Consider the following 19,248-nt stretch of genomic DNA (forward strand, 5'->3'; position numbering starts at 1 on the left):
TGTTTACGGCTGCGACTGCGGCTGAGCCGTGGCCGGATCAAGCTGCTGATAAGGTTGCAGAACGGTTTCGCGTTGTTCGCCCAGCACCCAGGCGAAGCCCGAATACATCACCACCAGGCAGACCACGGTGAACAGCACCACCATCCACGCCGGCACGATGCGCACCAGGCTGCGACGCTGATCGTTCAAGCCTTCCCAATGCGGCGACAACTCGCGAGGCACGTCGCCGCGCAGTTGGCGAATCTGCCGATACAGGGCGTCGCGGATGCCTTCGAGCTCGAGCATGCCGCGGGCCTGCACGCGGTACTTGCCTTCGAAACCGAGGGACAGGCACAGGTACATCAGCTCCAGCATCGGCAGGTGCTTGACCGGGTTTTTCGACAGGCGATCCAGCAGTTGGAAGAACTTCTCGCCACCGAAGGTTTCGTTGTGGAAGCTGCTGAGCAGGCTCATCTGCGACCACTCGCTTTCGTTGCCCCACGGCGTGGTCACGACGGCTTCGTCAACCACGGTGCAAAGCACGTAACGCGCAGCCATCACCTGGCTGCTTTCGGCACCGTTGTGCAGCGCCCGCACTTCAAACAGCTTCAGCCCGGCGGTCAGCCGTTCGTTGAGCGCGTACAGGTCTTCGCGGGTGTCGCTGTGCTTGAGCCGCACCACTTCCGACAGCAGTTCGGACGCTGCCGCCACCAGCGAGTTGAGGCTGATGTTGAACGCTTCGGCCGGGCGCAGACGTGCGGCGTAGATCATCCGTTCTTCCAACTGTTCAAAACGCGGCGGTGCCGCGAAGTCAGTCAGCGGACTCGAGGCCGGGCCGTGGCCCTGGCGGTCGAGCAGGACGGTTTTGTCGTCCTGGGTGTGTTCCATGTCCTTGATCATGTCGGTCAGTTCCTGATGGCCCAGAATTTCAGTTCAAGCTCGGCGAATTCGCCGGACACGTGGAACGCGAAGCCGCCGGAGCGTTCGAGTTGCGCCAGGTCTTCGGAACTGAGTTCGAGGATGAAATAGGTTTTGTTGGAGTGGAACGCGATCTGCCGTGGGGCCACCGGCAGCGGTTTGACCTTGATACCCGGCAGGTGCAGGTTGACCAGTTGGCGGATGCGCTCCACCGGGCCGACCTTGAGGTGCGCCGGCAGGCGATGGCGCAGTTCTTCGGAGTCACAGTTGGCACTGGCGGCGAGCACGAACGAGGCCGAGCCCAGCAATTTGTGGTCGTGCAACGGCGACACGATGATTCCGTACTGACGCGCTTGCAGCACCAGTTCGATGGCGTGCTGTTCGAGCACCATCGACAGCACCTGACGAATCGCTTCCATCAGTTTGCGGAAGCTCGCGCCCTGGTCGCTGTGCTGGTAACGGCTGTCCAGACGCGGGCGTTTGCTGTCACTGGAAAACGTCGCCAGATCACCGAGCATGGTCAGCAGCGTGCGGTACAACTCTTCCGGGTGAACCTGTTCCAGGCCGAGGTAATGGCGCAGCAACAATTCAGTGCGGTTGATCAGTTGCAGCATCATGAAGTCGCCGACTTCCGCGCCACCGACCTTGCCGTTGGAGCGGATCCGGTCGGCAATGGTGTCGCCCCGGTGGCCGAGCATGCTGATCACTTCTTTGAGGCACGACAGCAGGTAGCTGGACGAATGCGCCTGAATGTAGGTCGGCACGAAATCCGGGTCGAGGCTGATCACGCCGTCGGGCGTGGTGTCGAGCACTTCGCAGATCTTCAGTTTCACGTAGGCCTGGTCGCTCTGCTGCTCGCCGAGCAATAGCTTGAAGTCCGGACGGGCGCAACTGACCTGGCTGGCGGAGTCGTCGCCGGCGTTGGAGTCGGCGACTTCCGCTTCGTACGCGGTGTAGCGCGCCAGCACGTCGGATTGCTCCGGGCGACGGGCCTCGATGTGGTTACCCGTCACCAATGGCAGCGCCAGGTAGATCGGCGTGTTGCCAGTGTTCGGCGGCACGTCCAGGGCCAACGGCTCGGTGTTACCGCCCAGTTCGAACAGGCTGCCGTCGGGCAGAATCCCCGAGGCCTGGCTGATCACCAGTTTGCCCATGTTGAGGAACTGCAAGTCGATTTCCAGGTTGAGGAAGCCCCAGGTGTAGCTGCCCAGCAACTGGGTGCGGGTCTTCATCTGGTGGTCGTAGTAACGATCGTTGTGCTGGAAGTGCTGCGGACGCAGCAGCATGCCTTCCTGCCAAATGACTTTATGGGCATTCATGTTCAGTCATCCGCCTTGGCGAGCGTTTCATGGGTGTTGCGGATGCCGGCCTGATCGAGGGTCAGGTCAGCCGCGGTGACTTGCACCGGAGTGATTTGCACGGTGTAGCGCCACTTGGTTTCCGGCAGGTCGCGGTAGGCGGCGAGCACGCCAACGTAACGGCTGCCCTCTTCCACGCTGAGCTTGAGCTCGACGGTTTCGCCTGGGCGCAGTTCCAGTTCTTCGCTGGCCACCAGGTCCGGGGCCAGGGATTCCTTGGCGCGTTCGTAGAGGCTGAAGAAATCAGCGTTCTCGAAGGCCACCGGGTGCTTGAGCTCGAACAGGCGCACGACGATCGGCGATGGACGACCGTTGAGGTCCGGGTTCAATTGATCGCTGGCGGTCAGCTTCAGGTTGAGTTTGGTCACGGTGGAATACGGCGACAGCGACGAGCAACCGGCCAGCAGCACCAAAGCAGCGAACGCAGTCAGCATCTTGAAAAAAGCGGTGGAACAGCGAGACATGCGCATCATCCTTGGTGGTCGGTGTGAAGGGTGGAAATCAGGCGGATCTGTTCTTCGTAGGCCTGGGCGAAGTCGCGGGCCAGCAGGCGCTCGCTCCAGTCATCGTCCTGACGCAGGGCCTGGTGATAACGCCCGTAAGCTCTCCAGCGACTGCCGGAGGTGGCGAGCAACGGCTTGTTGTCTCGCTCGAAACGCAGGGTCAGCTGTTGCGGCGAGAAGTGCTCAAGAGTGCCGCGAACAGCGGCGCGGCTGGCGGTCAGCAAGGCCACCTGATGCGCCTGCAAATCGCGGAACGCACGGGAGATCGCTTGCTCGGCCGGCAATTGGCCCGGCTTGTTGCCCTGCAACAGAATGCCCAGCGCTTCACCGGCATCGACGGCGAATTTCAACGGGTTCTTTTGGCTGCCTTGTACGGTGGTCTGGGCCAGGCGCAGTTCGTTTTTCAGCTCGCTGCGGGTGCGCAGGCTCTGCTGCAAACCGCCGACGCTCTGCTTGAGCAGGCGTGCGGCGTTCAGGGCCAGGGCTTCGCGGGCGTCGTGGTCGAGGCCTTTGAGGTCCACGCCCAACGCCGCACCGAAGTGCTCCCAGAAGCCTTCGCTCTGACGCTCAACCGCTTTTGGCGGCGGGGCTGGCGCTGGCTCTGCCGGGGCGGCGATCAGCTCCGGCACCATCAGGCTTTCCATGTCGATGCGCGCGTAGTCGGCGCGCTGACGGGTGTCCTCGATCACCGTGCTCGGGAAAATCAGCTCCTCGATCTCCGAGTACACGCGTTCTTGCTGGTCGAGGGCATTGAGCGGGTCAAGGTCGAGGAACGCATCGTCCGGGATGATGCTGCCCGCGGCCTGCGGACGGCCGACTTCGACGTCGAACGTCGCCGGGTCGCGCACCAGTCGCGCGCGAATCTCGAAGTCACCCAGCACATACACGCTGCCGTGTTCGATGCGCATCGGCTCGCCCTTGCGCAGGCGCGCGCCGCTTTCGCTGTCCTGGATACCGTTGCTGCTGGTATCGGTCAGGAAAAACGTGCCCTCGCGGTAGCTGATCACCGCGTGGTGGTTGGACAGGTGACGCTTGCGGTCGGGGATGATCCAGTCGCAGTCCTCGCCTCGGCCGATCACGCCACCGGCCTGTTTGAAGGTCTTCTGGCACAAATCCGTGGGCACGAACTGCTTGGTGTTCAGCATTTCGAAAACCAGTTCCATGATGATGCTCCTTGCGGTCACTTGCCGCGATTGACCGCCTGCGGATCACCCAATGGGCGATAGGTGTTGTCGTTGTATTTGTAATTGCCGCTACAGCCGCCGAGGCCGCATAGAACGACGAGGGTCAGCAGGACGGCTTGCCAGTGACGAACAGGCATCAGAGGGTCTCCAGAGGTAGACAAAGCACAAAGCGCCGACCCTTTCGGGTGGCGCTGTTAGAAGCGAATGAGGCGGATCCGACGGTCTTTTGCCTACCCATCGAAGTCACCCAAATTGATATTCAGCCGCCCGAGGCGGTACAGCAGCGTGCGCCGTGGCAGCCCGAGTTCGCGGGCGGCGAGGGTCTGGTTGCCGTCGTTTTTGCGCAGGCAGTCGAGCAGCAGACTTCGCTCGACCTGCTCCAGGCGTTCGCGCAGGTTCAGGCTGCTGTCTTCCGGCATGGCTTCCATGCGCAGGGAGAAATGCTCGGCCAGCAACTCGCCACCCTCGCACAGCAGCACTGCGCGCTCGACCAAACCCTTGAGTTCGCGAACGTTGCCGGGGAAGGCATAACCGGACAGGTGATCCAGCGCCGCGTCGGACCAACGCACCGCATCGCGCTGCAGAAACGCGCAAGCCTTGTCGGCGAAGTGCCGCGCCAGGTCGAGGATGTCGCCTTCGCGCTGACGCAACGCCGGCAGCTCGATCGGGAATTGCGCGAGGCGGTAGTACAAGTCCTCGCGGAACTTGCCTTCGCTGACCAGCACCGACAAATCCCGGTGCGTCGCGGCAATGATCCGCACGTCGATTTTGTGGGTGTCGTTGGAACCCAGCGGGCGGATCTCACCTTCCTGCAATACCCGCAGCAACTTGGCTTGCAGCGATAACGGCATGTCACCGATTTCATCGAGCAGCAAGGTGCCGCCATTGGCTGCATCAAAGAGCCCGGCACGGTCGCGATCGGCACCGGTGAAGGCGCCTTTGCGGTAGCCGAACAGCTCGCTTTCCAGCAGGTTCTCGGGGAACGCCGCGCAGTTCTGCACGATGAACGCCTGGGACCGGCGCGGGCCGCAATCGTGAATCGCCCGCGCGACCACTTCCTTGCCGGTGCCGGTCTCACCGCGCAGCAGCACGGTGTAGGGGCTGTGCAGGACTTTGCTGATCAGCGAATAGGTCTGGCGCATCGCCGCGCTCTTGCCGATCAGGCCATAACCGCTGGCGCTCGGGACGTTGAGCGGCGCCGGGCGTGTATCACCGTTCGGCTGACGCAAACGCTGCAGCAAGTGCAGTTGGCCGAGCACGAACGAGCCCAGTTGACCGAGGGAATCGGCAAAGCCTTGCAGGTCGATTACCCGGCGACTGGCGCACAGCAGCAAACCTTCGACAGCCTTCTGCTGATTGACCAGCGGCACGCACAGCAGCGACTGCCAGGGCGTGGCCTGGGGCGGCAGGAAGCTGGTTTCGTGCAGGCTGCCGCTCAGCTCGCTGAGGCACACCACGCGGTTCTGGCACAGGGCGAATTGCAGCAGTTGTTCACCGTTGTAATCCGCCGGCAGGCTGGCCCCTTCCCGGGGTTGCAGAACGCCGTTCAGGCACTCGGCGTTCATCCCCAGGCAAGTGTGGGTCGCATCCAGCAGGTACAACTGCGTCAGCTCGCAACCGCTGAGCTCGGCCAGGCCGCGCACGAAGTCACCCAGCAGCACAGCGCTGTCCGCCGCCCGCGACAGGCTGGCGAACTGCGCCAGCAAGGCTTCGGCATAGACCAGCGGTTGCGGCACTTGAGTGAACATCACACCCACCTCAGGCGAACTCGCACGTCACGCTGGCATTGCCGTCGAGCGTCGCATGCACGCGCTTGAGGCTTTCACCGGTGGCCATCGCATCGAGCAAACGGTCGGCCACCAGCGGCAGTACATGCAGGTCGAGCAAGTGGTCGATCAGGCGCGCACCGCTGTCGCTTTGAGTGCAGCGTTCGGCCAGGTGATCGACAAGGTCCTGGGAGTAAGTGAAATCCAGCTGACGGCGGTTCAGGCGCTCGCCCAGACGACCGAGTTTGATTTCGATCAGCTCGCGCAGCACCGGGCCGCCCACCGGGTAGTAAGGCACCACGCGCATGCGCGCCAGCAATGCCGGCTTGAAGTGTTTGCTGAGCACCGGGCGAATGGTTTCTTCGAGGACTTCGGCGGTCGGCCGCGCGCCGTTTTCGCAGAGCTCGCTGATGCGGTCGCTGCCCAGGTTCGAGGTCATCAGGATCAGCGTGTTGCGGAAATCGATCTCGCGCCCTTCCCCGTCGTTGGCCACGCCTTTGTCGAAGATTTGATAGAACAGGTTGAGCACGTCCGGGTCGGCTTTTTCGACTTCATCGAGCAGCACCACCGAGTACGGTTTCTGCCGCACGGCTTCGGTGAGCATGCCGCCCTCGCCGTAACCGACGTAGCCCGGCGGCGCACCGATCAGACGCGACACGGTGTGCTTCTCCTGGAACTCGGACATGTTGATGGTGGTGATAAAACGATCACCGCCGTACAACAAATCAGCGAGGGCCAGTGCGGTTTCGGTCTTGCCGACGCCGCTCGGGCCGACCAGCAGGAACACGCCGACCGGGGCATCCGGCTTGTTCAGGCCAGCGGCGGTGGCGCGCATCGAACGGTCCAGCGCATGAACCGCTTGCTCCTGACCACGGATGCGCGTGCGCAGGTCAGTGGCGAAGCTTGCGACCTTGGCGTTGTGTTCGCGGGCCAGTTGCGCCAATGGCACACCGGTCCAGGCGCTGATCACTTCGGCCACCAGACGCGGGCAGACTTCGAAGCTCACCAGACGTTCTTTGACTTGCAGCTCGGTCAGGGTTTTGTGGGTTTCGTTGAGCGCCGCTTCCAGGGTTTCGACGCTTTGCGCTTCGTCTACGGGCAGCGATTCGATCACGGTGCCTTCGGCGTCTTCCTCGACCGTGATGGTCGGCTCGACGGCGGCGGCTTCGCGAGCCTTGGCCAGTTGCTGACGCAGCTCCAGCAGGCGCTCGGCCAGTTCTTTCTGCTCGGTCCACAGCGTTTCGAGGGTGACCTTTTCGTCTTCGGCGTCGGCCAGGCGATCTTCCAGAGCGTCCAGCGCTTCGTGATCGATCAGCAAACCGGCTTCGGCATCACGACGCAGGGCCTGACGCTGACGGCCACCTTCGGCCAGTTCGCCACGCAGGCGCTCCAGGCTTTCCGGGGCGGCGGCGAGGCTGATGCGCACGCGGGCGCAGGCGGTGTCGAGCACGTCGACGGCCTTGTCTGGCAGCTGACGACCCGCCAGGTAACGGGCGGACAATTCGGCTGCTGCAACCACCGCGTCATCGCGCAGGTAAATGCCGTGGCTCTTCTCGTAGACCTGAGCCAGGCCACGCAGGATGGTCACCGCTTCGCTGACGGTCGGTTCGTGCAGTTGCACCGGTTGGAAACGACGGGCCAGGGCCGGGTCTTTCTCGAAGTATTTTTTGTACTCCGCCCAGGTGGTGGCGGCGATGGTGCGCAACTCGCCACGGGCCAGGGCGGGTTTCAACAGGTTGGCCGCATCGGAACCGCCGGCGTTGCCACCCGCGCCGATCAGGGTGTGGGCTTCGTCGATGAACAGGATGATTGGCTTCGGCGAGGCTTTGACTTCGTCAATCACGCCTTTGAGGCGACGTTCGAATTCGCCTTTGACACTGGCGCCGGCCTGCAACAGGCCCATGTCCAACGACAGCAGCTCAACGCCTTTCAAGACTTGCGGCACTTCGCCGGCGGCGATGCGCGAGGCCAGGCCTTCGACGATGGCGGTTTTACCGACGCCGGCTTCACCGACCACAATCGGGTTGTTCTTGCGGCGACGAGCGAGGATGTCGACCATCTGGCGGATCGCGCCATCGCGGCACAGCACCGGGTCGAGTTTGCCGTCGCGGGCCTGTTGGGTCAGGTTGTGGGTGAAGCGCTCCAGCAGCGATTCGCCGGGCACCGCCGGTTTGCCGGTGGCCGGTTGTTCTTTCTGCGACAGGGCGAATTCTTTCAGGCGCTCGATGTTCAGCTTGGCCAGCAACGAATGATAACGGCTGCCGGCATAGCGCATCGGGTTGCGCAGCAATGCGAGGATCAACGCGGCCTGCTCGACCTGGCTCTGGCCCAGTTCGAGGTTGGCCACCAGCAAGGCGTCTTGCAGCCACTGCACCAGTTCCGGGGCGAACACCGGGTTGCGCGAGGCGCTGTGCTCGACCCGCGATTGCAGCGCGGCGCTCAGCTCGCCAGCGTCCACTTCGGCATCCTGCAACGCCCGTGCGAGCAGGCCTTGCGGACGCTCCAGCAGGCCCAGCAGCAAGTCTTCGACGAGGATCTTGCTGCCGCCACGGGCGACGCAGCGTTCGGCAGAACTTTCCAGGTCACGACGGGTTTCGGCGTCCAGCGCCTGGATAAGTTGTTGCAGGTCTACGTTGATCATGTGTCATCTGTCCTTAATGAATTTTGCTGCCCAGGGTCACCACGCCGTCCGCTTTTTCGCGGCCGAGCCAACTGGTCCACCCCAGGCGACAGGCGTTCTGCTCACCGATGCGAAGTTCGCGGATTTCTTCCTGGCGCAGCACCAGGCGAATGTCGTAATCGAGCGGGTCACGCAGGGTGAACCGCACCAGCGCGCACAGCGGCTGGTAGCCAAAACCGATCGGCAGGAATTCGTGGAAGCGTTGCCAGTCGAGCTCGCGGATGTGAATGCGGAATTTGCCGCTGCGGTCGCGCACGTGCTCGCCCAGCACCAGGTCTTCGCCGAGCATGCTGTTGCCGCGACCGAGGCGATTGCGCTGCTCGTCGAGGATTTCGACGCGGCGCTCGATGCACTGCTCGATGGTCAGCTCGGCGTGCTTGAAGTAGTAGCGCAGCACCGCTTCGATCAACGCCGCCGAGTGCGCCCGCAAGCTGAGCAGGCCGAGGTACGGCAGCAGGCGTTTCCAGTTCAGTTCCTGGGCCTTGCGGATCTCTTCGCCGCCGAGGCCGATCAGGGCAAACAGCTGCGCCGAAAACGGGTCGAGCGCGCCACTCTGGAAACTCGCGCGGTAGCGATACTTTCGCCAGATCGGCAGCATCAGCCGTTGCAGGCGATGGTGAAACAGGTCGAGAAAGTTACGGGTCGGGTTGCCGTCTTCGCTGTCACCCAGCGCTTGTTCGCCATAAAACGCAGGCAACGGCGAACCGGAGCCGACCAGGCCGATCAGGTTGAAACGCAGACGCGCGCGCCTCATCCCGTGTTCTTCGAAAAACTCCACGCGATCGACGTCGCTGCCAGGGAAACCCAGGCTCGGGTTGGCCTGGAATTCTAGCTGGTCGTACAGGTCGTCTTCGCTCAGGTGCGGGTGTGCATCGCGCAGCCGGTCAATCACCAGCAGCACGGCCTGAAACAGCGAGTACTCGCGTATTACCCGGGTCAGCCCGCTTAAAGCAGGGGCTGCAGGCCCATACGTGGTGTCCATTGGTACACCTCTCCCTGTGTGCTTTTTACCCGCAGCTCGTGGTACGAATTGAGACTGGCGTAAAGCGCGAAAAACTCGTTAAGAACCGAAGCGAACACGAACAGGTCGCCCTCGCCGATATACCCTTCCGGGTCGATGGTCAGCTCGGTGCGCAACCCGCGAACCGGCAACCCTCGGTGCAATCTGTCGACATGCTGGTGCTTGATCGACTTGAGCCCGCCCAGCAGGCGTTTGCTGACTTTTTCCGCGTGCTGGTCGTAGTAGCGCGGCAGGTCGTAGGTTTCGAGAATCACCTTCAACGCGTTGACGTCGGCCAGCGACAGATAGTTGAGCGACATGTTGCTGATCAGCTTCCAGAGGAAGTCGCGGTTCAGCGGCGGCGCGAAACTCGAGGTAGCCGGGGTGATATTGCGGAAACTCAAAAACTCCGGCGTCTCTTCGCAGGCCATGCGGATGTCGCCGAGCTTGAGCTTGCGCGGCAGGTTCTGGTTGGTGCACATCAGCTCGATCGACAGGGTTTCGTGGGCTTCGGTGTGGCGGATGCCGAAGCTCAGGTAGGTGTCGAGGCCGTCGTGAAGCAACGACGAACGCTGGCGGATGCTGTAATGCGGACGGCTGTTGGGCACGTCGAAACTCGGGTCGTGCTCGAAGGATTCGAATGGCACGTACTCTTGATAACCGAGGCCGCCGGGCTTCCAGCCAGTCACGGTTTCCACCGAAAACACACCGCAGTTTTCCAGGTCGTATTCGGCCGGCAGCAGCAGGTATTCGTCCTGCTTGCCGTCGAGGCGAATCGGCAGCGCATCGTGCTCGAACAGGTTGACGATCGGCGTGCAATAGAGCTTCACGTTGTCCAGGGTCGGACGCATCCGCATGATGCCGCTCTTGCGAATATCGAAGCGCAATTCAAGGCCGCGCATTTGCTTGAGGGTGTCTTCCGGCAATGCCTTGAGCAGGTCCAGACCGTTGATATCAACGAACAGGAATTTGTCCTGGAAAGCGAAATACTCCTGCAGGTAGCGATAGCCGCGGAAGGTGTTCAGCGGATACGGGATCAACGCTTCCTCTTCGGCAAAACCCACCGGCTGCACACGGTCGCCGGGCATCTTGAACGCCATCGGTTGACCGCTTACGCCGTTGATGGGCTTGCCGGCGCCGTCCAGCGGGATCAGCTCAATGCCTTCGAGGTTGCGCAACAGGCTCAGGTAAAGCATCTGGCTGATGTAACGCTCACCGGCAAAGTGCAGGCGCAGACGACTCAGCTCCAACTCGCCGAGGTGACCATCCGCGCTCATCTCCAGGCGCAGGCTCAACAGCGAACCGTCACCCTTCACCGAGTAATTCAGCGCAGCCAGATCCAGCGGCAACACCTCGGTCGGGTAGCACGTACGGAAACGGCAACGCACATCATCGACCGGCACGCTCTCCACCGGCGTATCACGCTCGACCCTCAACGCCGGCCCGGAACGCTTCAACGGGTCGAACTGCAAAATGCTGAACGCCGGCAGCGGCCGCATGTAGTTCGGCCACAGCAACTGCATCAGCGAGTGGCTGAGCTCCGGCAACTCGTCGTCGAGCTTTTGGCGCAGACGACCGGTCAGAAAGGCAAAGCCCTCCAGCAACCGCTCCACATCCGGATCCCGCCCGGCCTGACCAAGGAAAGGCGCCAACGCCGGGCTACGCTCGGCGAAACGACGACCTAACTGGCGAAGTGCGGTGAGTTCGCTTTGGTAGTAGTGGTTAAAGGACATTGAGTAGCTGCCTGATCATGAATTTAGTGAAGTTGCCGCACCGGCACGAAGCCACCGTCGGATAATCAGTCGATGAACTAGTGAGCGCGTGAATAACGCGATGACACTCATCCCTCCTGTCAGCATGCTGTATGCCATCGCACGAACTGGATTCTCAGGAAGAAAATAAAAAAGTACGATCGCGACCATCAGCACTATCGTTGCAAATTTCAAAACCGTTCTAGGCAGCACGAAAACAACCACATTGATGAATATAAAAAATCCAAACATCAGCTCAGCAGTTATCCCAATAGCAACGCCCCTCGCCGTAAAGCCGCCCATTCGTTCTTTATAAAAAGAAACTCCAAGATCATGAACAAATACATACAAAATGATCACCAACAAATACGCAACAGCCCCGAAAGTTATTTTCGCAACTTGGGCACCATTAGAAACGGCGCAACTCATCGGTGTCGGATTGGAATTCACATCAAGCCCCATTAATTAAGCGCTTTCTATATCACTACCTTGCTCACAGCGATTCACGTTTTGGGAAAAAATTCGCCCAAGCCCTCACCAATAGACTGGACATAACAATTGCAATAAAAGTCAAACTTCCCGACAGTGCACTATATGCCATACCTCGAACAGGGTATTGTGGAAGCATGTAATACAAAATAGCCAAGACCATAAACACGGCTATACCTATCTTGACTGGCATTCTCTTAACAAAAACAATAATGAAATTACAAAAAACAAAAAAGTAAAAAATCACATACATCCCCATCCCGATAGCGACACCACGAGACGTCAACCCGCCCACCATCTCTTTGTAGATTGGCACCGCATAATTATTCATGACAATGTAAAGTGCACATGCCAGAAAATGAATCAGGAATCCTATGACTATTCGACTATTCATTTATTCGCCAACCTGCTTGTTCCAAATTCCATATTTATCCAATTCGCCCTGCAAAATCGGGTTCTCCAGCCTGACATTAGATGTCGGCACGTAAGGAATGCTGACAGGATTCATTTCTTTTTCGGTGCTTCGAATAGGGCTCGCTGCGTGATGCTCTACGATAAGCTTGAAGTTTTCGGAAGCCCACAACGCTGCTCTTAAAATAATGAAATTATCATATTCATTTTTTTCATCGACTTTAGCCCCGATTGGCATACCGTCACCAAACTGGATACCAGTCACGATCGTTTCCTTGATTGCGGTATCAATATCTTGATACCGTTCTAGATAAAGTCGATACGTATCCACAGCGAAAGGAACCTGGCCTATTCCATCAGTCCAATAAGGCTTATCTTTGACAAACACCATCAAGTAGCCATCACCGCCAGCAGATCTCACCTTCCAATCAGCATATGATTGCTTGGCATAAGCAATTGATGGCCTGTCAACATTGGCGTAATCAATAATCTCCTGCCATTCGAAATGCTTATACGCGACATATGCTTCAGAACCTGCTTGCGTGGACTCCTCATTCACCCAAATGAGTTTTCTATAATTATCTGCCAGCGGCTCAAACCATTGATACTTTTCCGCGTATAGTTTTTCCGCAGTCATGATTCGAAAACTTTTATCCTCAGAATCAGGTTTCAACCCAAACAACGGTGTACCGTTTGTACGAGTAATTAGCCAGATACTTGGAAGCGGCACCGACTTTGGCTTTACATCTTTACTCTCGGTTGTTTCTGCTTCAACCTTTAGAGCCGTACTGCCTTCAGAGGTCAAAAAGGTGTAGGGAACATCGTCTACAACAACAATAGTCTCCACGTTTTTTATTCCGCCGAAATCAAAATTGTGACAGGCTCAGCTACTTTGCCGGTCGAAAAGGAACCTGATATACCTGACGATGTTGAGCCGATTTTTTCTATCCCACTCTGGGAACGAATGGTGTAGTTCAATCCGCTCACCGCTTTTCCATCGGAAGTTTTAAACTCAAAAACACGATTGAATATTCCGGGAATAATCACAGGCAACGGCGCCACAAACGGCACCGGCGAATGCAAGTTCCCGATAACCACTGTCCCGGACCCGGCCGTAACTTTATTACCATGAGCACCAACGGAGCCCACGGTCGCCGCCGGTTTACCGTTGATCAAAACAGTCGTCGCAAGGTCGCCAACCATCGCACCACCACACGCCGAGGCATCGCCTTCGCGGGCGGCCGCGAGGCCGTCGAAGAACACGTCGCCGGAGCCGGCGGCGATCGGGTTGGTGCCGTGGCCGGGGAGCGGGCAAGCGGTGGGGTCGGATACGCGTGCTGCGGGTTTGCCGGACATCGGAGTCTCCTTAATTGACCTTTACTTGACCGCTGCCATCCAGGCGCGCGGCGAAACTGACCTGGCGCTTGAAACCATCAACTTCCAGCAGGCCTTCGATGCTGAAGGACAGGCGAAGCTGATCGTTGTCACGCGGCAGGGAGATGACACGCACGTTGCTCAGGCGCGGTTCGTAGGCTTCGATGAAGCTTTCGATGGCCCGGCGGGCCTGACTCAGGGAGTCGTGCAGGCTCAGGCGCATGTCATTGAGATCGGGTAGCCCGTAATCGGACAGCGTTTGCACGCTGCCCGCACGGGTGCTGAGCATCTTGGCCAGATGGGCAGCCACCGACGCCATGGCGGAAACCTCGCGGCTCCAGCCGACGCGTTTGTCCGCGTCGCCACCCAGGCGTTCGAAAAGGCTGCCGTATCCAGTCATGAGTCGCTCCGCTTACTCTTTGTCCAGCTTGCCAACCAGCGACAGGGTGAAATCGGCACCCATGTACTTGAAGTGCGGACGCACGTTCAGGCTGACGCGGTACCAGCCCGGCTCGCCTTCAACATCGCTGACGATGATCTGAGCAGCGCGCAGTGGACGACGGCCACGGACTTCGGCGCTCGGGTTTTCCTGGTCGGCCACGTACTGGCGGATCCACTTGTTGAGTTCCAGCTCGAGGTCGGTACGTTCTTTCCACGAACCGAGTTGCTCGCGCTGCAGCACTTTCAAGTAGTGAGCCAGGCGGTTGACGATCATCATGTACGGCAGTTGGGTGCCGAGCTTGTAGTTCAGCTCTGCAGCCTTGCCTTCAGCGCTGATGCCGAAGAACTTCGGCTTCTGCACCGAGCTTGCGGAGAAGAACGCCGCGTTGTCGGAGCCTTTGCGCATGGTCAGGGAGATGAAACCTTCCTCGGCCAGTTCGTATTCACGACGGTCGCTAACCAATACTTCGGTAGGAATCTTGGTTTCGATTTCGCCCATGCTTTCGAAGTGGTGCAACGGCAGGTCTTCAACCGCGCCACCGCTTTGCGGGCCGATGATGTTCGGGCACCAGCGGAATTTGGCGAAGCTGTCGGTCAGCTTGGTGCCGAACGCGTAGGCCGTGTTGCCCCACAGGTAGTGCTCGTGGCTGTTGGCGACGGTTTCTTTGTACACGAACGATTTGACCGGGTTTTCTTCCGGGTCGTACGGGTTACGCAGCAGGAAGCGCGGCACGGTCAGGCCAACGTAACGGGAGTCTTCCGACTGACGGAAGCTCTGCCATTTGGCGAACTGTGGGCCTTCGAAGTGATCCTTCAGATCTTTCAGGTCCGGCAGGCCGGTAAAGCTTTCCAGGCCGAAGAATTTCGGGCCGGCGGCAGCAATAAACGGCGCGTGGGACATGCAGGCTACGCTGGACACGTACTGCATCAGTTTCACGTCCGGCGAGCTTGGGGACATGTAGTAGTTGGCGATGATCGCGCCAACCGGCTGACCACCGAACTGGCCGTATTCAGCGGTGTAGATGTGCTTGTACAGGCCCGACTGCATCACTTCCGGCGAATCTTCGAAGTCATCCAGCAGGTCGTCCTTGGAGACGTTGAGGATTTCGATCTTGATGTTTTCGCGGAAGTTGGTGCGGTCGACCAGCAACTGCAGGCCACGCCACGACGACTCCAGGGACTGGAAGTCCGGGTGGTGCAGGATTTCGTCCATCTGACGGCTGAGCTTGGCATCGATCTCGGCGATCATGCGGTCGACCATGGCCTTCTTGACCGGCTCACCGTTGTTCTGCGGCTTGAGCAGCTCTTCGATGAACGCCGACACACCGCGCTTGGCGATGTCGTAGGCTTCGTCGTCCGGGGTCAGGCGGGTTTCGGCGATGATGCTGTCGAGAATGCTGTATTCGCCGTTCTCGTTGCTCTTTTGCTGTGCTGCGCTAGTGCTCATTGTGTTGGCTTCCTTGGCTGATAGGGGCTCAGGCGTCCGGGGCTGTGGCGTTCAGGCCCAGCTCACCCAGTACGCGACCGCGGGATTCGTCGTCGGCGAGCACGCCTTCGATGGCTTTGCGGAACGCAGGCGCGTTACCCAGTGGGCCCTTGAGAGCCACCAGCGCGTCGCGCAGCTCCATCAGTTTTTTCAGCTCGGGCACTTGCTCGACCAAGGATGCCGGGTTGAAGTCCTTCATCGAGTTGACGCGCAGTTGCACGGCCAACTCGTCGGCTTCGCCATCTTCCTGCAGACGGTTCGGCACGCTCAGGGTCAGGCTCAGCTCTTGCTTGGCCAGCACTTCGTCGAAGGTCATCTTGTCGATGCTGATCGGCTTGCGATCTTCGACTTTGCGTTCGTCCTTGCGGTGGGTGTAGTCACCGATTGCCAGTAGTTTCAGCGGCAGTTCAATCTCTTCCTGAGCACCGCCGGTGGCGGGTTTGAAGGTGACGTTGATGCGTTCCTTGGGGGCTACCGAGCCTTCTTTGGCCATGGCTTTTCTCCTTGCGGTTGTGGCCCTGGGGCCTATTCGAGTACCACTTCGAGATCGAGGTGGCACAGCCTGCGATAAATCTCTTCCTTGCGTTCACGCACTGCATGGTTCTGCGGTAACAACTCGCAGCAGCTATGCAGCAAATGCAGCACTTCCAGCGCAAGATCGGGCTCCCAGGCGTGCAGGCCTGAGTCCTGTAATGTTTGGTCGAGGGTTTCAAGTTGGGTCTTGGCCAGTTCGTATTTCTTGGCCATGAAGCACAGCCGCGCGAGGGCGAACTGCCAGAAGAACCGAACCCGCCCGCCGTGGGCGCTTTGCAGGCCCTGCTTGAGGATCTGCACGGCGGCCTTGAGGCCGTCCTTGCGCAGAATCGGCATGACTTCTTCCAGGGCCAGTTCCCAGGCCGGCTGGGTATCGGCGACTTCGACCTTGCGCGGCGCACTGGCGCTTTGCAGGTGCGGCATGACGTGGGCGCTGATCCAGGCGCGGGTGGCCGGGTCGGCGAACGGCGCGCCGTCGTGGAAACGCAATTCGATGATGCCGGGCAGGCGCTGAACCAAAAGCGCGAAGTGGATTTCCACTTCGCGCATAGCCATCTCGGCGTTCAGCCCCTGGAGGCATTCCCAGACCATTCGCTGGCCATCGAACCAGAACGGTGCCTTCGCCAGGCTCGCCTCCAGCTCTACCAGCAGATCAGCGTATTTCCCTTGGTCGAAGCGGTCCTGATAGGCCTTGAGTTTGTCTGCCGGCACGCCCCGCAGGACGGTGATCTGCTCGGCATTGCGCTCGGGCACCGCGTCGATAGGCAGCCACAGCAGCGTACGATTGAGGCGTAGGGCGCGCAGGTCGGTGGCTTTCTGCTTGAGCCACCAGGCGCACAACGGACGGGCGCTTTCCTGCTGGGCGCGCAGGGCCTTATGGGCTTCTTTCTCGTTGTCGATCGGAGCGCCGGGGGTGAACAGCTGGGTCGCAGCCTGCTTGACCTGGGCCACTGCGGCGCCCACCACACCGGGCTCCGGCTGGTTGTCGGCGGCGCGCTGAACCATGTTTTTCAAGCGGCGGGAGATCGGCAGCAGCAACGGCGCGTCATCGCCCAAGTGCTCGGTGCACGCGGCGTCGAGGCCTTCCAGATGCTCGACCAGCCGGCGGAACAGCGGCAGTTGCTCTTTGATCGCAACGTTTTCGTTCAGCACCTGCTCAAGACGCGGCACCAACCAGCTGATGGCGGCGGAGCGGGTGCGGGCCTTGTTCGGGTGAACTTCAGCCCAGTGGTTTTCACAGAGATGGTGCAGCAAACCGAGGCCGGCCAGCAGCCCCTGGAAGGATTCACGTTGGTATAGCGCCCAGGTCAGCCACGCGCCGACACGCAAATCCTTGGATTGAGTGCGCAGCAGGTTTTCGCTGTTTTCGCGGACTTTCAGCCAGTCGATCTGACCACTTTCATGCATGGACTGGGCTTTGGCCAGTTCGCTTTCCAATGCCTCGTATTCGCTCGAAAAGCGAACATCCTCGCCCGCGAAACTCTCTTGGGAAACAGAGGCTTTTGCGAGTTCAAGGTAATGGGCAGAAAGTTTGCTTGAGTAGGACATCCATGGCCTTTAATTAGGATAACGGTCATGCGGCCATTGCAGTTGCAATGGCGCCGGACAGTATCAAAGAGCTGCGATGAGTCTCATCCAATTGAGTTCGTGCTCTTTCAAGTGCGCGCATCCTAATCACAATGATGGCCATTAGCAAGCATCCAATTAAACAATAAAACGGCGGTTTCTCTATTGCATGTAGGAGAAAGCCCTATATGTGACAGGGGATTCCCTGATGCTGGCTTTAACCCTCCCATCTCGACGCATTGCCCCCGAAACCATTGGGCCAGAGCTGTTTATCAAACCCGGTGAAAATCGCTGAACATTCACGCTCTGAAGCGGAACCCAGCATGACAAAATTAAAAAATGAAAAATGTAGGAGGTTTCCGAAAAGTTACAGTCATCTATGGACATAGCAGTGACAGACAATAAGCAATACAAGATTCCGTCAAAATGATGGCGCCTTGTATTTGATCTACTTCTCTCCAAGTACATATTCTGTTCGCCTCAAATTTCTTACAAAAGTATCGAAAGCCCTTCGCGCATTGCTGACGCAACATTCTGAAACGCGGAAAACTCTGACGTACTTTCTGGAGGCGTCCGACATCATTCTTTTGTTCGCTTGTAAGCGTGCCGGGTAGTTTGCGCTTGCTCCAACTCGGCATCCCCTATGGAAGCTGGCAGGGATGTAAATTGGCGTTGAGCAGAATGGCGGATAATCCGCAGTTGCTGGTGAAGCGAGCGCTGGATCATTTGCCAGCGCAGGAGATGGCGGCGCATGGCGCCCAAGCGTAGCCAGTACAGATCATCCCCACGCAACACGTGGGAATGATCAAAGCCCTACAGAAAACTCAATCAAACATTCGGGCAAGGTACCGGTGCCCAATCACCCAGGTCCGGGTTCTTGCACATGCTGTTGACCTGAGTGGTGCCTGCGCTGGCAACTTGCTTGCTTTCCGCCTGTTTGGCTTGTGCGGTTTGCAGGGTTTTCTCGGTGGTGACCGCTTCTTTCGGCACGGTTGGCAGCACCGGTTTTTTCGCTGGTTTCACCGCTTTCTTGCTCTTGGTCGGGGTCACGACCGGTGTGGTGTCGGCGGTCGCCACGGTGACCACGTCAGTGCGCTGCACACCTACTTGCTGCAGGTCTTTTTCGTAGGCCTGGGTGTAGTTGTTCAGGTCTTCGCTGGCTTTACCGTTCACCGCGACGATCAGGTCGTTGGACTCTTTGAGGCCGGCGACGATTTCTGCCAGGCGCTTGCGGCCCTCGGTGTCGTTGACGGTCTTGGCCTTGCGGTCGGCGACCAGTTTGGTGAACGCGCTTTGGTAGCACTGTTGCGAAGCCTTGGCATACGCGGTGCTGCGGTCGATGTCGGCGGCGCTTTTGTTGACGTCGGAGGCGTAGGACGCGATGCGCTGGTTGTCATCGGCGATCTGCTTCTGACGCTCGTTGTAGTAACCGACCGCGCCGCCCGCCAGGGCACCGCCTGCTGCACCGATGGCGGCGTTGCGGCCACGGTTCTCGGAATCGGTCAGGGCGCCCAACAGTGCACCGCCGACAGCGCCGACCGCCGCACCGGTAACCACCGATTTGGTCATGTTCGAATCGGTGGCGCGCAGGTGCTGCACCGGCTCGTAGCAGTTCGGGTAGTACTCGACCTTGGTGCTCGAGGCGACTTTGGACGTCGGCGACGTAGCGCAACCGGTCAGTACAGTGCTGAAGCCGACGGCAATCAGCAGCAGATGACGCTTGGAAACCGAAGCAAAAGGTTTACGGGAGGAAAGCATAGTTGTGTTCTCGTTTAAGTTTGACCAGCTCAGCACGGCCCATCGCCGCC

The 19,248-nt window shown here is 59.4% G+C and carries 18 protein-coding genes; all 18 read right to left on the minus strand.

Annotation, left to right across the window (positions count from 1 at the left end):
* Positions 1-3 precede the first annotated feature (3 nt).
* Entirely contained in the window at positions 4-879 is an 876-nt protein-coding gene (gene icmH, locus PSH69_RS29210; RefSeq protein ID WP_105342331.1) for a type IVB secretion system protein IcmH/DotU, read from the minus strand.
* Between the two features lie 5 nt (positions 880-884).
* On the minus strand, positions 885-2,216 hold the full coding sequence (gene tssK, locus PSH69_RS29215; protein ID WP_018927446.1) for a type VI secretion system baseplate subunit TssK: 1,332 nt from the start codon (positions 2,214-2,216) through the stop codon (positions 885-887).
* 2 nt (positions 2,217-2,218) lie between these two features.
* Positions 2,219-2,719 (minus strand): type VI secretion system lipoprotein TssJ, encoded by a 501-nt coding sequence (gene tssJ, locus PSH69_RS29220; protein WP_018927445.1) that lies wholly within the window; start codon positions 2,717-2,719, stop codon positions 2,219-2,221.
* Positions 2,720-2,724: 5 nt separating this feature from the next.
* Complete coding sequence (tagH, locus tag PSH69_RS29225) at positions 2,725-3,921, minus strand: type VI secretion system-associated FHA domain protein TagH (RefSeq protein WP_305410532.1); 1,197 nt, start codon at positions 3,919-3,921, stop codon at positions 2,725-2,727.
* Positions 3,922-3,938: 17 nt separating this feature from the next.
* On the minus strand, positions 3,939-4,079 hold the full coding sequence (locus tag PSH69_RS29230; RefSeq protein ID WP_007894589.1) for a hypothetical protein: 141 nt from the start codon (positions 4,077-4,079) through the stop codon (positions 3,939-3,941).
* A 93-nt stretch (positions 4,080-4,172) separates the two neighbouring features.
* Positions 4,173-5,690, minus strand: coding sequence for a sigma-54-dependent Fis family transcriptional regulator (locus PSH69_RS29235; protein ID WP_018927442.1), 1,518 nt, complete (start codon positions 5,688-5,690; stop codon positions 4,173-4,175).
* Between the two features lie 10 nt (positions 5,691-5,700).
* The gene (tssH, locus tag PSH69_RS29240; RefSeq protein WP_305410533.1) at positions 5,701-8,349 is read right to left on the minus strand and encodes a type VI secretion system ATPase TssH; all 2,649 of its coding nucleotides are present in this window, start codon (positions 8,347-8,349) and stop codon (positions 5,701-5,703) included.
* A 13-nt stretch (positions 8,350-8,362) separates the two neighbouring features.
* A complete protein-coding gene (gene tssG, locus PSH69_RS29245) occupies positions 8,363-9,370 on the minus strand; it encodes a type VI secretion system baseplate subunit TssG (RefSeq protein ID WP_018927440.1) in 1,008 nt (335 codons plus the stop codon).
* On the minus strand, positions 9,334-11,121 hold the full coding sequence (gene tssF / locus PSH69_RS29250) for a type VI secretion system baseplate subunit TssF (protein WP_019650073.1): 1,788 nt from the start codon (positions 11,119-11,121) through the stop codon (positions 9,334-9,336). Before tssF ends, tssG begins: the two co-directional genes overlap by 37 nt.
* Before the next feature lie 15 nt (positions 11,122-11,136).
* The gene (locus PSH69_RS29255; protein WP_305410534.1) at positions 11,137-11,589 is read right to left on the minus strand and encodes a hypothetical protein; all 453 of its coding nucleotides are present in this window, start codon (positions 11,587-11,589) and stop codon (positions 11,137-11,139) included.
* 43 nt (positions 11,590-11,632) lie between these two features.
* Positions 11,633-12,022, minus strand: coding sequence for a hypothetical protein (locus PSH69_RS29260; protein ID WP_305410535.1), 390 nt, complete (start codon positions 12,020-12,022; stop codon positions 11,633-11,635).
* The gene (locus PSH69_RS29265) at positions 12,023-12,886 is read right to left on the minus strand and encodes a hypothetical protein (protein WP_305410536.1); all 864 of its coding nucleotides are present in this window, start codon (positions 12,884-12,886) and stop codon (positions 12,023-12,025) included. It abuts the gene before it with no gap.
* Positions 12,887-12,891: 5 nt separating this feature from the next.
* A complete protein-coding gene (locus tag PSH69_RS29270) occupies positions 12,892-13,395 on the minus strand; it encodes a PAAR domain-containing protein (protein ID WP_305410537.1) in 504 nt (167 codons plus the stop codon).
* Positions 13,396-13,405: 10 nt separating this feature from the next.
* Positions 13,406-13,813: a type VI secretion system baseplate subunit TssE gene (gene tssE, locus PSH69_RS29275; RefSeq protein ID WP_018927433.1), complete on the minus strand. Its 408-nt coding sequence runs from the start codon at positions 13,811-13,813 to the stop codon at positions 13,406-13,408.
* 12 nt (positions 13,814-13,825) lie between these two features.
* Positions 13,826-15,301, minus strand: a complete 1,476-nt coding sequence (gene tssC, locus PSH69_RS29280) for a type VI secretion system contractile sheath large subunit (RefSeq protein ID WP_019580436.1) — start codon at positions 15,299-15,301, stop codon at positions 13,826-13,828.
* Positions 15,302-15,329: 28 nt separating this feature from the next.
* Entirely contained in the window at positions 15,330-15,833 is a 504-nt protein-coding gene (tssB, locus tag PSH69_RS29285) for a type VI secretion system contractile sheath small subunit (protein WP_305410538.1), read from the minus strand.
* A gap of 32 nt (positions 15,834-15,865) precedes the next feature.
* Positions 15,866-17,422 carry a type VI secretion system protein TssA gene (tssA, locus tag PSH69_RS29290; protein WP_305410539.1) on the minus strand — a complete coding sequence of 519 codons (1,557 nt, stop codon included), beginning with the start codon at positions 17,420-17,422 and terminating at the stop codon, positions 15,866-15,868.
* 846 nt (positions 17,423-18,268) lie between these two features.
* Complete coding sequence (gene tagQ, locus PSH69_RS29295; protein WP_305410540.1) at positions 18,269-19,198, minus strand: type VI secretion system-associated lipoprotein TagQ; 930 nt, start codon at positions 19,196-19,198, stop codon at positions 18,269-18,271.
* Positions 19,199-19,248: the final 50 nt, after the last annotated feature.

Origin of the sequence: Pseudomonas sp. FP1740, from assembly GCF_030687165.1 — a bacterium.
GTDB lineage: Bacteria > Pseudomonadota > Gammaproteobacteria > Pseudomonadales > Pseudomonadaceae > Aquipseudomonas.